We start from the raw sequence: 13139 nt of genomic DNA, 5'->3' as shown, positions 1-13139 counted from the left end.
GGGGAACGTCAGTTGCGGAGGGATCTGGTCATGATTGATCACCGCGGGGACTCACCCGCGCAAGCTCAGCGAGCAACGACACCCGGATCGGTGGTGGCCCTTGTCGACGCGAGCTCCAGAGTCGAACGCGAACTCGTCGGCGCCTGGCTCACCGACGGCGGCATTGCCAAGGAATTCGGTGTGCACGCACCCGTCACCCAATTGGACTTGGACGCCGATGCCATCGCCACCCGACTGGCAGGCCGCAGCGACGATCCACTGGTCGTCCCCGTGCGTGTGCTGTGGCTGCCCCCCGAACGCGACGGGGTCCGCCGTGTCACCTTCGCCGACATGGCGCTGCTGAGCAATCCGCGCAAGCCGAACCGGCTGGCCCAGCGCAGATTGATCGGCAAGTCGCCCGACCGCCACGTGGTGCTCACCGGGCAGCCCGCGCTGCTGAGCGAGCTGCGCGCCAATAACCCCGAGGCCACCGCGCTATTCATCGCGGGCTCCGCCGAGCCGTTCGCCCGCGCCATCTTGCGCGCCGCACTCGTGGTGCTGGAACGTGCCGAACGCAATGTGATCGGTGATCGGTACAAGGTGCCGCGGCTGGTGGCCGAGGAGATCCTCGACTCCCCAGACTTCCTGCACCGGCTCGATGTCATCGCCGACCAAATCGGCGCGAGCCCGCACGAGGTGTACGGCAGGGCCGAGAAGGGACTGCGGGAACTCGTCGCCGCACAGAGCAGACTGGTCTCGGACCTGTTCACCCAGGCGATGCGGCCGGTGCACGCCTCCACCTGGAAGGTGCACACCGAGGAATCCGGGCTCGCCGGACTGCGGACCCTCAATCGGCGTTATCCGCTGGTCTTCCTGCCCTCGCACCGCTCCTACGTCGACGCCTTCGTACTCGGTGACGTGCTGGCCCGCAATGACTTTCCGCCGAACCATGTGATCGGTGGCGCCAACCTCAGCTTCTGGCCGATGGGCCCGATCGCCCGGCGCACCGGCACCGTCTTCATTCGGCGCAGCTTCGGTGACGACGAGGTCTACAAGGCGGTGGTCGAGGAATACTTCGCCTACCTGCTCGCCAAGCGATTCAACCTGGAGTGGTACTTCGAGGGCGGCCGCACCCGCACCGGCAAGCTGCGGCCGCCGCGCTACGGGCTGCTGAATTATCTTGCCGCCGCTGTTCGTTCCAATCGCATCGACGACGTCATGCTGGTGCCGGTGTCGATCACCTATGAGCGGCTCAACGAGCTCGGCGCCATCGCCACCGAGCAGGTGGGCGGGCAGAAGAAGCCCGAGGGCCTGGCCTGGCTGGCACGCTACATTCGCAGCCAACAGCATTCGGCCGGACACGTCTATGTGCGTTTCGGCGAGCCGCTGTCCGCGCGCGACCGGCTCGCGGCGTTCGGCGATCCGCTCGCCACCCCACCGCTGTCCATTCCGCTGCACAGCACCGATACGCCGCTGGATGCACCGGGCTCCACCGCCGCCGAGGAAGAGATCGCCGAACGGGAGCGAAAGGCCGTGCAGCGGCTCGCATTCGAGGTCGCCGTCGGCATCAACGCGGTCACTCCGATCACGGTGAACGCGCTGGCCACCCTGGCACTGCTCGGCGTGCACGGACGCGCACTGACCCTCGGTGAGGTGCGCGCGGTGCTCGTACCGGTGCTGAACTACATCGAGAAGCGCGCGCTGCCCAGCGGTGAGCTCGACGCCCTGCGCGACGAGCAGAGCCTGGCCGTGGTGCTGGAACAGCTGTCGCTGGCCAAGGTTGTCACCGTCTATCGCGGCGGGCTGGAACCGATCTACTCGATCGAGGCGGGCGCGCACCTGGAAGCCGCGTTCTACCGCAACAGCGCCGTGCACTGGTTCATCAACCGCGCGATCCTCGAACTATCCATCCTGACCGCGCTCGACACACCAGCACCGAACCAGCTGAAGGCGGGCTGGGACGAGGCGTTCCGACTGCGCGACCTGCTGAAGTTCGATTTCTTTTTTCCCGAGCGGTCCGAGTTCGCCGACCAGATGACCACGGAAATGCTGGTGCTCGACCCGGATTGGAACACCCACACCACCGAGGACACCTTCGGCACCGATGTGCTCGCCACCCTCACCGCCTCCGGATTCATGATGGCGCACCGCACCTTGCGCTCCTTCTTCGACGCGCAACTGGTGGTGGCCGAACGACTTGCCGCCCGTGACCCCGCCGAGGAGATCGACAGCAAGCTGTTCATCGACGAGTGCGTCCGGGTCGGCAAACAGATGATGCTGCAGCAGCGGCTGCACAGCCCGGAGTCGGTATCGACCGAACTGTTCACCAGCGCACTGAAACTCGCGGACAACCACGGGCTGCTCACCCCGGTCGGGCGGGATTCGGCCAAACGCAGGGCCGAATTGACCAAGCGCAGAATCGAGTTCGCCGAACGACTGCGCGCCATCGGCAGCCGTATTTCCCAGGCCGCCACCCTGGATCCGTCGAACCGACTGGTGCAGGAGCCGTGATGAGTGCGCGCGATGCGGCGGCGCGGCAGGACGGCGCGACTGTCGCGCACAGCGGGACCGCGCCAACAGACCTCGAAGCGGCGATCGCCGCGATCCGGTCGGGCCCGCAGGGACCCGAAGTCGCCGCGGTCTTCGACTTCGGCGGCACTGTCGTGGACGGGTTCGCCCGGCCCGCACTGTTGCGGCGCGTCTTGCGGCCGAAGGCCTCGCGAACAGCGGCCACAACGCTGCTCGGCGGCATTCGCAACGGCCTCACCGACGGCGAGTACGGGCGGTTCGTGCACCTGTCCATGCACACGCTGGCGGGGCGGTCGGAAGCGGAACTCGACGCGCTCGGCCAACGCCTCTTCGAACGGTGCATCTACGGGCGCTTATATCCCGAAGCGTGGCAGCTCATCCGAACCCATGAGGCCGCCGGCCACACCGTGGTACTCGCCACCTCGCTGACCAGGTTCCAGGTGGCGCCCGCGGCCGCCGCGCTCGGCATCGAGCACGTGTTGTACACCCCGATGGCAACCAGCGAGGGTATCCTCACCGGCTACGTCGAGGGAAAAACGTTGTGGCGCAACGGCAAATCCGATACGGTCCGCAATTTCGCGGCCGCAAGGGGCATCGACCTCAGCCGAAGCTTCGCCTATTCCGACACTCTCGCCGATCTGCCGTTGCTATCGCTGGTCGGCCACCCGGTGGCGGTGAATCCCGATAGACGGCTCCGTGTGGTTGCCGCCGAACAGGATTGGTCGAAGGTGACGTTCCGGCCGCGGCAGACGCCGAGCCCGGCCGACTACGGCCGGACGATCGCGGGATTCGCCGCCCTGCTCGGCGGCGCATTCCTCGGCGTGATCGCCAAGTCCTACACACGGCAGCGCAGGAAGATGGCCGATGGGCTGATGACCTATGCGACGCGCGGCACCCTTCGGGCTATCGGTGTCCGAATCCGCGTCTCCGGAGCGGAGCATGCGCGCGCGCCACGGCCTGCGGTATTTCTCTTCAACCACCAGAGCCAATTCGACGTCATCATCGTGCCTAAGGTCCTGGCGGGCGGCGTCACCGGTATCGGAAAGAAGGAACTGACGCGTAATCCGATATTCGGGCCGTTGATGCGTTTCGTCGGAGTGACATTCATCGATCGCTCGAATACCGCGCAGGCCAAGGCCGCGCTGGCGCCGGTGGTGGAGACGCTGCGCGCGGGTCTATCCATCGCCGTCGCCCCCGAAGGCCATCGCTCGTACACGCCGAGCCCGCTGCCATTCAAGAAGGGTGCGTTCCATATCGCGCTACAGGCCGGTGTGCCGGTGATCCCGGTGGTGATCCGCAACGCGGGCGAAATCTCGTGGCGTAATTCGATGGTCGCGCGCAAGGGCACGGTCGATGTCGCGATCCTCGCGCCCATCGATGTGAGCAACTGGGATCCCGACGATATGGACGACGAGGTCGAAGCGGTACGGCAGCTCTACCTCGACACGCTGCTGAACTGGCCGAAAACGGACGCGGACTAACGCTTCGGGCGAGACCAGACAATGCATTGCCGAACAAAGCCCAGTGCCCCGCAGTCGAATGCGATGCGGGACCCTGGGGCGTTCGGCTATACCTTGCGACCGAGGAGCAGCTTCCACGGCATCATGGCCGACTCCAGCTGCACCTTGAGGCTCATCTTCGATGCGCCGAGGGTGCGTTCCTCGAAACGGATCGGCACCTCGGCAATCGCGATGCCCTGTTTGATCGTCCGGTAGTTCATCTCGACCTGGAACGAATAGCCGTTGCTGCGGATCGAGGCGACGTCGATCGCGCGCAGCGTATCCGCCTTCCACGCCTTGAAACCGGCAGTGGCGTCCTTCACACCGAGCCGCAGAATCAGGTTCACGTAGAAATTGGCCCACGACGAGAGCGCCTTGCGGTACCACTTCCACTCCGCGGCGGTCGACCCGCCCGGAACGTAGCGCGATCCGAGAACCACGCCGGCATCGGTGGTGGCCAGCTTCTCCAACATCGCCGGAATCACCTCGGCTGGATGGGATAGATCGGCGTCCATCTGGATCACCACGTCAGCGCCTTCGTCCAGCGCCCGAGTGATCCCGGCGATATAGGCCCGGCCCAATCCGTCCTTCTCGGTGCGATGCAGCACGCCGACGACATTCGGCAGCTCGACCGCCAACTTGTCGGCGACCTCGCCTGTTCCGTCCGGCGAATTGTCATCCACCACGAGCACATGCAGGTCGGGCACTGGCAGCGCCGTCAGCCGCTCCACCGCAACCGGCAGATTTTCCCGCTCGTTGTAGGTCGGCACAACAACGGTAACCCTCAAGGGTCGCCCTCCCTGCTCACCTGTCAGCCCCGAGCCCACGACAGGACCCCGAGCATTCGTCTGATTTCAGGAAACCGTACTTGATCGACCTAAACAGCACCTGAGCGCACTCCCCGACGTTCGGTCAACTTTCGTCCAGCCTCCAGGGCCGACCCGGCTACCTGTGCAACAATCGCTCGGAAATGCCTCGGGCGCACGGACATTCTGTTGCCGGCACCACGGCCGGTCCGCTCGCCGGGCTTTTTCTGGTTCACACACGATCGAAACTGCTCGACCTTCCACCGATGCAGACCTGGTCGATAACCCCATCGAGTTGCACGGCGTCGGCCGTCCTCATCCCGGCCTCGGCACGGCCTGCCACCGGGCGAGCACTGCCACTGTCGCGGCTCGAAGCTGCATCGGCGTATGTCAGAACTGTACGAACGTCGAAAGGACTCAGGGCAAGTGAACTACCCGAATTCCCCCTCGGCCGCAGCCGCCGCCACGTCGCTGGCCGGTGGTGGCCGGTGACGGCCGCGCACGAGATTCTCGAATTGACCGACGAGTTCTACCAGGACCCGCACGCGATCTACCAGATGCTGCGCGAGCGCGGGCCCATCCATCGAGTCCGGTTGGAAGGGGTGCTCGGTTGGCTGATCGTCGACCACGATGTGGCCAAGCAAGCCTTCATGGAGCCGACTATCAGCAAGAAGGTCAGCTCGCCCGAGGGCAGGGCCGTGCTGGCCAAGAACGGCGCCGACGACATGTTCAACGGCGCCATCAACGACAACATGCTGTTCGCCGATCCGCCACAGCACACCCGACTGCGACGCCTCGTCGTAAAGGCGTTCGCCGGCCGCGCCGTCCGCGATCTCGGCCCGCGGATCACCGCGATCGCCGACGAGCTGCTCGACACCATGAGCACCCGGGAAACCGTCGATATCTTGGACGCCTACGCCTTTCCCCTGCCGATCGCGGTGATCTGCGAGCTGCTCGGCGTGCCGGACGACGACAAAGACGCATTCCGCTCCTGGACCGCCGTCGTTGTCAACGACTCGGCCAGCATCGAGGAACGCACCAGCGCCGGAATCAACTTCTTCACGTACCTGACGGAATTGATCGCGGTGCGCACCGACAACCCGCGCGATGACCTGCTCTCGGAGCTCATCGTCGCGAAGGACAACGGCGACCGACTCGACCAGCAGGAACTCATCTCCATGCTGTTCCTCCTGCTGGCGGCCGGGCACGAGACCACGGTCAATCTGATCGGCAACGCCGTGCTCGAACTACTGCGCGATCCGCCGGCGGCCGCGCGACTGCGGGCGGACCCCAGCGCAATCCCGGCCTACATCGAGGAGATCCTGCGCTGCCAGGGTCCGGTGCACTTGGCCACGGCCCGCTACACCACCGCACCGATCACGTTGGGCGACCAGGACATCGACGCGGGCGAATTCATCATGATTTCTCTCGCGGCCGCCAACCGCGACCCGGAACGGTTCGCCGAACCGGACCGGATCGACGCCGAGCGCGACGACAACAGGCATATCGCCTTCGGCCATGGCATCCACTATTGCCTGGGTGCGGCACTGGCTCGAACGGAGGCCACCGTCGCACTCACCCGGCTCCTCGCCAGGATTCCGACGATGTCGCTGAACGTGGCGGTCGGCGAGCTGACCTGGCGTAAGAGCCTGCTGATCCGCGGCCTCGCCGCGCTCCCGGTCCGTCTGGCACCGCCCGCCGATTTCCTGACCATGCCTGTCGGGGACGACGAGACGCACTTCTCGATGGTCTGACCCGGTTGTGCGCGGCGCTCGTCGTGTCACCACGACGTGCGCCGCGCCGCGGCTCACCTCATTCGCCGTCGCGCCACGACCGATCCCGCGCATCCTCGCGCTCATTGCGCGCACGCACAATCTCCAACGCCCGCTCGGCGGTGGCCTGATCCGGATACGGCCCCATCCGATCCCGGAACCAACACTGCCGCCCGTGCTCGGCCCGGTTGTGCTTCAGGCAGTAATACCAGCGCTCAGCCATACCCCCAGCATCCCACCGATCCGCCAGCCGATCCGATATTTCGGACAAAGCCCGACGCGACCGTTGGCCTGGGACAAAGGTGACCACATCGGAGGGTCAACGGGCCGAACCTGAGCCGGGAGCCGGGAGCCGGGAGCCGGGAGCCGGGAGCCGAACGTAACCCTGGTCCGGAGGCCCGGGGCGGAAACGTGACCCCTATCCGGGGGTCCGCGGGCCGAAGCCCCGCCTGGCGGGGCACGGGGTTGCCTCCACAAACAAAAATACGAGCAAGCCGATGCACGCGATTTCTCCGTGCAGGGCTTGCCCGCTTGCGAGTGGCCAGGGCCGGGATCGAACCGGCGACCTTCCGCTTTTCAGGCGGACGCTCGTACCAACTGAGCTACCTGGCCGCAGGCACCCGTATTGAATGCCATACGCGAAGTGCCGGATTGCTCCGGCACTTATCTTGCGACCCTGACGGGACTCGAACCCGCGACCTCCGCCGTGACAGGGCGGCGCGCTAACCAACTGCGCCACAGGGCCTTGCGTGCTACCAACGATCCGAAGACCGTACCCCCTACGGGATTCGAACCCGCGCTACCGCCTTGAAAGGGCGGCGTCCTAGGCCGCTAGACGAAGGGGGCTCGTCCTGGATTCCTCCAGACCGGCTTTCAACGGGTATCCGTTGGGAGCTCGGTTAGCTTATGACAGACCGGTGTAGCTTTCCAAACCGGCTGGTCACAGCCCTAAACCGAGGTCTTCCAGGCGGGCTCGAGCCTGCCAGCCATCCTTGCGGAACTTCTCGGCCCACTCCGGAGTGGCCATGGCCTCGACAATCACCTCGAGCGCCTCCTGGAATCTGGCGCGCAGATCCGCCCCGCCGCCGAAGAGGTCCACCATGTAGCGCTGGCCCGCGAGTGCGGCGGCCAGCGTGCGGGTGAAGCGGTCCGGGTCCGCGCCGGTGCGCAGCTGCCCTTGCTCGATGGCGCGGACAGTGAGCATCCTGGTAGCGCGGCCGAGAATCCGTCCACCACCGGTTTGGACGTCCCGATAGAAGTCGGGCTCGATGATCAACCGATACTCGGCCTGGACGATGATGTCGTGCTCCAGTCGCAGCGCCATCTCGTCGATCATGCCGTGCAGGATGTCCAACGCACTGAGATCCGTTCTGGTAAGCCAACGTTCGGCCGACGCGCGATAGCGCTCGACCGCCGTCTCCAGTACGGCTCGAGCCAGATCTTCCTTGGAATCGAAATGAAAGTACATGGCGCCCTTGGTGGCGCGCGATCCTTCTAATATGCGGTTGAGCGATGCAGCGGCATAGCCGCTCTTCCCGAACTCAACGGCGGCGGACCTGATAATCGCCGCGCGTGTCCGGCGGGCCCGCTCTTGCTGCCGTGCCATGCTCGAAACGCCTCCGAAGCCTACTCGCCGCCAATCGATGCCCCCAAAGGAACAGACCCTTGGCGCGAAGTTATGAGTTTTTATCAATACTTCAAACCGGGTTTTCGCCCAGTTTCAAACTTTCGGTACGAAAACTTGCGAAAAACCTCAAACACACCAGCTGGTATAGTTTTCCTGCCCGGGTGCGCCGCAGGGGGTGCGCACCCGGGTATTTCTTCGTCTCGGATCCGCCTCCCCCGGTGTCGATTCGTAGTTCGCCACGATCGGCCATACCGGTCGCGACACGTTCGAACACAACAACGATAGGCCGAATTCCGGAACGCCGGACAAGACGGCGATTCTTCCGGTATTCACCAAGTCGCCACCGTACCCGGAATCGTCATCCGACACGCGGCAAACTGGAGAGTAGGGTCGCAACCAGGCCCGACTATCTGTTACAGCAAACATCTCGCAATCAATTCGGGTCGCCTGCTCGATTTCCGAATTCGACAGCGTCGCAGCCACGTTCACCCGAGTCGACCGGCCGACCGATGACGTGTCCATTCGACACGCGACACCAGCCCGCGCCGACGACGCGCTCCCCCGAGCCTCGGTCCCGCGCCACCCGCAAATCCAAATACTCTGGTAGGCAACATGTTTCGATGATATCCATGTCTCGGCGAAATGAACAAAGCTGGGTACCAAACGTTTACCGGCAGCATCGCCACGCTCGCACCCTTTGTTACCCGCCGTCGCATCGCCTCTCGGCGGCGCGGGCACGACGCAGGAACCAGCCGCGCCGAGCCACATCGGACGCGCCGCCGCCCCGGTTACCGGATACACGCCGGGCCCACTACACTGTCCCTCCGCGCCCCTATAGCTCAGTTGGTAGAGCTACGGACTTTTAATCCGCAGGTCGTAGGTTCGAGCCCTACTGGGGGCACCTCGTCGGGCGTCCGGTTCCATACCGGACGCCCGACCTGTCTCATCGATCAGCGACGCGCCCCGCTCCGGCCACGAAACAGCACACTGTCCGTGGCGTTTCCCCTACTGTGGGCGCGTACCTGTACATCCGGGACACCCTCGACGACAGGCGGAGCTGATGAATTCTTTCGATGATTTGCTCTCCCAGGTACCCATCGCCCAGATCGCGGAGAAGCTCGGCGTCGACGAAAGCACCGCAACCAACGCGGTCACCGCGGCGCTGCCGACGCTGCTCGGCGGGTTGCAGGCCAATGCCACCCAGCCGGAAGGCGCCGCCTCGCTGGTCGGCGCGCTCGACAGCCATGGCGAGCTCGTCGAAGGCGAGGGCCAGGTCGATATCGACAAGGTCGACGTCGCGGACGGCTCGAAGATCGTCGACAACGTCTTCGGCGAAGAGAAGAACACGGTGATCAGCGCGCTCGGCGGCACCGAGGGCATGGGTGGCAACGACCTGGTGTCCAAACTGCTGCCGATGCTCGCCCCGATCGTGCTCGCCTATCTGGCAAAGCAGCTCACCGGTGGCGCCGGTGGCGCAGGCGCACCGCAGGCACAGACCGGCGGCGGTGGCAGCATCGGCGATCTGCTCGGCGGGCTGCTCGGCGGCAGCAACAAGAGCGGCGGCATCGGCGGTGCCATCGGCGAGGCACTGGCCAAGAACGCCGGCGGCGCCCTGGAGAACGTGCTCGGCGGTCTCTTCGGCGGCAAACGCTGAAGCAGTACAGTGACACTCGACGTCGGTCGTGCGCGAGCCCTCCTGCCGCCCGCGGGAGCCAGGTGTCAAGGCACACTGTGTGATCGAGCACGCCGGGCTAACAACTCTCGGCCGGAAGCGATAGTCCCTATGCCGCGGGCCGAAGCCATAGACTCGTCGTAGTCGCCGAGCGCCAACGACGGCGTATGACGTGCATCACCCGGCATCGATTGTCAGACAGATGCGTTTCGCATCACACTTACGGTGCCGTAAGGTATGGCCGCATCGGCACGGTCTTACCTTGGGGGGACGACTTGCAAGAGCGCACGCACACATGAAGGGCATATGCATGGCAAGGGATCTGACTCAACTCGAGCTGCTCACGGAGTTGGAGCCGGTTGCCGAAGAAAACGTCAACCGGCACCTCTCCCTGGCTAAGGAATGGCATCCGCACGACTACGTCCCGTGGGACGAAGGCCGCAATTTCGCGGCACTCGGCGGGGTGGATTGGGACCCGGAGCAGTCCCGGCTGAACGAGGTCGCCAAGGCGGCCATGATCACCAACCTGCTGACCGAAGACAACTTGCCCTCCTACCACCGTGAGATCGCCGAGAACTTCTCGCAGGACGGCGCGTGGGGCACGTGGGTGGGTCGCTGGACCGCCGAGGAGAACCGCCACGGCATCGTCATGCGCGACTACCTGGTTGTCACGCGCGGCGTCGATCCGGTCGCCCTCGAAGAGGCGCGCATGGTCCACATGACCAACGGTTTCGCCTCGCCCACCGAGGCCGACGCCGGCTTCCTGCACTCGGTCGCCTACGTGACCTTTCAGGAACTCGCTACCCGGGTCAGCCACCGCAACACCGGCAAGGTCTGCGACGACCCGATCGCCGACCGCATGCTGCAGCGCGTCGCGGCCGACGAGAACCTGCACATGATCTTCTACCGCAACATGTGCGGTGCGGCACTGGATCTGTCGCCGGACCAGTCCATCGAGGCGATCACGCTGATCCTGGAGAACTTCCAGATGCCGGGCGCAGGCATGCCCAACTTCCGTCGCAACGGCGTCCTGATGGCCAAGCACGGCATCTACGACCTGCGCCAGCACCTCGAAGAGGTGGTGCAGCCGGTGCTCAAGAAGTGGGACATCTTCGAACGCACCGACTTCACCCCTCGCGGTGAGGCGGTCCGCGATCGACTCGCGATCTTCTTGGAGAAGCTGGCGGGCGACGTCATCAAGTTCGAAGAGCAGCGCGACCGCATGCTGGCCCGCGAGGCGAAGAAGCGTGAGCTGGCCGGGGTCGCCGCGGGCTGATCCCCACCGGCATGAACGCGCCGCCGCCCGGATATCCGGGCGGCGGCGCGTTTATGTTCCGGCGCGTTTATGTTCCGCTATCTAGTTATTGCCGGGCGAGCTAATTCATCGGGGCAGTGCGCCGTCGACGCCGCCGACATCGGTGATCTTCCATCCCGAGTTTTTATCCAGCGTGACGTTGTATGTCACCGAGGTCTGCGCACCCTCCGGGCTTTGCGCATTCGTCGAACTCACGTGACGAATACATTCACCTTGAAGATGCCGTCCCGTTCCGACATCACCTTCGCGGTGATCGGCGTGGCCGACGAGGTCCACTTCAACGGCACCAGAATCTGTTCGAGTTCGGGTCCTGTCGCCTCGAACTTGTTGGCCAGCTGCGGCGCGGTATTCGCCTTCAGCTTCACGACCCAGGCATTGATGTCCTGATAATTGACCGTTGCCGCGCCGACCGAGTATTCGGTGGCGACCTGCTCGGCTTTCCGGTCGTTCGCGGCGCGATCGTCGCGCTGGGTTATATCGTGGCGCGTCGACCACAGCAGTCCGCTCAGCATGCAGACCGCGACGACGAGCGCGGCGATAACGGCGCCCCGGATTACCGTCGAAATCTGGATCGACACTGTTGCCGGGCGGGCGGGCTTCGCATCCGATGCCTGCGCGGTTGTCGATGTGGTTGCCTGTCCCGCCGTCGGTGCGGCTGTCGCGACGTCGTCCCCGCCCGTACCGGCGTCTTCGATCCGTGCTGTCATGCGGCCTCTCCGATGAGCCTGGTGCGTCGAGCGCTCCCACCGCCTGCGGCAAGTGTTACTCGGAGTACCAGGTTACTGAGGGTGGAGACGCGCCGTCGGCCCCTCGGCCCTGCGGCAGTACCGCCGGGACGCGCCCGCACCGCGCCGCGGCCGAACTCCGCATGCCGAATCCGCCGACGATTCCGTCCGCGAACCTCGACACTGGGGGTATGCGCTCCTAACTGACGCGCAACCGGCCGCGAACGGCGTGCTGCGCCGCACGGCCGCATCCACGGGACGAGCGACGTAGGAAGGCCGAGAATATGACCAGGACAGCGAAGGATGCGGCCTCGCTCGCAGGCAAGGTCGTCGCGATCACCGGCGGCGCGCGCGGTATCGGACGCGCCACCGCGGCAGCCTTCCTCGACGCGGGCGCCGCGGTCGCGATCGGCGATATCGATGTCGAGCTGGTCGCCAAGACCGCGGCGGAGCTGGGTGCGGACCCCGATGCCAAGATCGTCGGGCTGCCCCTGAACGTCACCGACCGCGCCTCCTTCGCCGCCTTCCTCGATTCCGTGGACAGTGAGCTCGGTCCGCTGGATGTGTTGGTCAACAATGCCGGCATCATGCCGACCGGCCTGTTCACCGACGAAGACGAGGCGATGACCGACCGCATCATCGACATCAACCTCAACGGCGTGATCCACGGCTCCCGACTAGCCGTCAAACGATTCATCGACCGCGGTAGCGGTCATCTCATCAACATCGCCTCCCTGGCCGGAACCCAAGGCCTCCCCGGCCTCGCGACCTACTGCGCAACCAAGCACGCGGTGGTCGGCTTCACCTCGGCGCTACACCTCGAGATGAAGGAGCACGGCGTACACGTCGGCGTGGTGCTGCCCGGAATCGTGCGCACCGAACTGTCCGCCGGTGCGAATATGCCGAGTTGGATCACTCCGCTGACCACAGTCGACCCCGACGATGTCGCCGCGGCCATCGTCACATCGGTGCAGCGGAACAAGCCGATGCTGACCGTGCCGCGCAGGCTCGCCGCCATCATCAAATCGGCACAGCTGCTGCCCTACCGCGCACAGCTCGCGGTGGCCCGATTCACCGGTGCGACAACCGCTTACGCGCAGCCGGATGCCTCGGTGCGGGAGAAATACCACCGTCGGCTCCGAGACATCGATTAGCGTCGGCGCCGCCGCGCCCTGTGACAACCCTCAGAGGATCCGTTGGACGCGCCCGCCGCGG

11 protein-coding genes and 4 tRNA genes are annotated in these 13139 nt (G+C 65.3%); 7 read left to right on the top strand and 8 right to left on the bottom strand.

What is annotated here, in order from left to right; translation table 11 throughout:
- Nucleotides 1-30 precede the first annotated feature (30 nt).
- Nucleotides 31-2490 carry a glycerol-3-phosphate 1-O-acyltransferase gene (locus AB0M74_RS27455; protein WP_366529177.1) on the top strand — a complete coding sequence of 820 codons (2460 nt, stop codon included), beginning with the start codon at nucleotides 31-33 and terminating at the stop codon, nucleotides 2488-2490.
- Nucleotides 2490-3989 (top strand): HAD-IB family hydrolase, encoded by a 1500-nt coding sequence (locus tag AB0M74_RS27450; protein ID WP_366529176.1) that lies wholly within the window; start codon nucleotides 2490-2492, stop codon nucleotides 3987-3989. Before AB0M74_RS27455 ends, AB0M74_RS27450 begins: the two co-directional genes overlap by 1 nt.
- A gap of 86 nt (nucleotides 3990-4075) precedes the next feature.
- On the opposite strand, the gene AB0M74_RS27445 is transcribed toward AB0M74_RS27450, so the two are convergent.
- The gene (locus AB0M74_RS27445) at nucleotides 4076-4795 is read right to left on the bottom strand and encodes a polyprenol monophosphomannose synthase (RefSeq protein ID WP_366529175.1); all 720 of its coding nucleotides are present in this window, start codon (nucleotides 4793-4795) and stop codon (nucleotides 4076-4078) included.
- Between the two features lie 506 nt (nucleotides 4796-5301).
- Between AB0M74_RS27445 and AB0M74_RS27440 the strand changes: the two genes are divergently transcribed.
- Nucleotides 5302-6567 carry a cytochrome P450 gene (locus AB0M74_RS27440; RefSeq protein WP_366529174.1) on the top strand — a complete coding sequence of 422 codons (1266 nt, stop codon included), beginning with the start codon at nucleotides 5302-5304 and terminating at the stop codon, nucleotides 6565-6567.
- Between the two features lie 58 nt (nucleotides 6568-6625).
- On the opposite strand, the gene AB0M74_RS27435 is transcribed toward AB0M74_RS27440, so the two are convergent.
- From AB0M74_RS27435 to AB0M74_RS27415, 5 genes are all read right to left on the bottom strand, one after another.
- Nucleotides 6626-6808 (bottom strand): hypothetical protein, encoded by a 183-nt coding sequence (locus tag AB0M74_RS27435; protein WP_366529173.1) that lies wholly within the window; start codon nucleotides 6806-6808, stop codon nucleotides 6626-6628.
- A 315-nt stretch (nucleotides 6809-7123) separates the two neighbouring features.
- Nucleotides 7124-7197, bottom strand: a tRNA-Phe gene (locus tag AB0M74_RS27430).
- A gap of 59 nt (nucleotides 7198-7256) precedes the next feature.
- Nucleotides 7257-7330, bottom strand: a tRNA-Asp gene (locus AB0M74_RS27425).
- A gap of 28 nt (nucleotides 7331-7358) precedes the next feature.
- Nucleotides 7359-7431 (bottom strand) — tRNA-Glu (locus AB0M74_RS27420).
- Nucleotides 7432-7525: 94 nt separating this feature from the next.
- Nucleotides 7526-8191 carry a TetR family transcriptional regulator gene (locus tag AB0M74_RS27415; RefSeq protein WP_366529172.1) on the bottom strand — a complete coding sequence of 222 codons (666 nt, stop codon included), beginning with the start codon at nucleotides 8189-8191 and terminating at the stop codon, nucleotides 7526-7528.
- An 849-nt stretch (nucleotides 8192-9040) separates the two neighbouring features.
- Between AB0M74_RS27415 and AB0M74_RS27410 the strand changes: the two genes are divergently transcribed.
- The 3 genes from AB0M74_RS27410 (at nucleotide 9041) to AB0M74_RS27400 (ending at nucleotide 11160) form a co-directional block, all read left to right on the top strand.
- Nucleotides 9041-9113, top strand: a tRNA-Lys gene (locus AB0M74_RS27410).
- Between the two features lie 159 nt (nucleotides 9114-9272).
- The gene (locus AB0M74_RS27405) at nucleotides 9273-9866 is read left to right on the top strand and encodes a DUF937 domain-containing protein (RefSeq protein WP_366529171.1); all 594 of its coding nucleotides are present in this window, start codon (nucleotides 9273-9275) and stop codon (nucleotides 9864-9866) included.
- A 328-nt stretch (nucleotides 9867-10194) separates the two neighbouring features.
- Nucleotides 10195-11160, top strand: a complete 966-nt coding sequence (locus AB0M74_RS27400; RefSeq protein WP_366529170.1) for an acyl-ACP desaturase — start codon at nucleotides 10195-10197, stop codon at nucleotides 11158-11160.
- 105 nt (nucleotides 11161-11265) lie between these two features.
- Here the strand turns inward: AB0M74_RS27400 and AB0M74_RS27395 are convergent, their stop codons facing one another.
- Both AB0M74_RS27395 and AB0M74_RS27390 read right to left on the bottom strand, forming a co-directional pair.
- Complete coding sequence (locus AB0M74_RS27395) at nucleotides 11266-11394, bottom strand: hypothetical protein (RefSeq protein WP_366529169.1); 129 nt, start codon at nucleotides 11392-11394, stop codon at nucleotides 11266-11268.
- Entirely contained in the window at nucleotides 11391-11906 is a 516-nt protein-coding gene (locus tag AB0M74_RS27390) for a hypothetical protein (protein WP_366529168.1), read from the bottom strand. Before AB0M74_RS27390 ends, AB0M74_RS27395 begins: the two co-directional genes overlap by 4 nt.
- Nucleotides 11907-12208: 302 nt before the next feature.
- On the opposite strand from AB0M74_RS27390, the gene AB0M74_RS27385 reads away from it, so the two are divergent.
- Nucleotides 12209-13078: an SDR family oxidoreductase gene (locus AB0M74_RS27385; RefSeq protein WP_366529167.1), complete on the top strand. Its 870-nt coding sequence runs from the start codon at nucleotides 12209-12211 to the stop codon at nucleotides 13076-13078.
- The last annotated feature ends 61 nt before the right edge of the window (nucleotides 13079-13139 follow it).

It is taken from the genome of Nocardia sp. NPDC051463, from assembly GCF_040681975.1.
Lineage (GTDB): Bacteria > Actinomycetota > Actinomycetes > Mycobacteriales > Mycobacteriaceae > Nocardia.
This window is presented reverse-complemented; position numbering and strand designations above follow the sequence as displayed.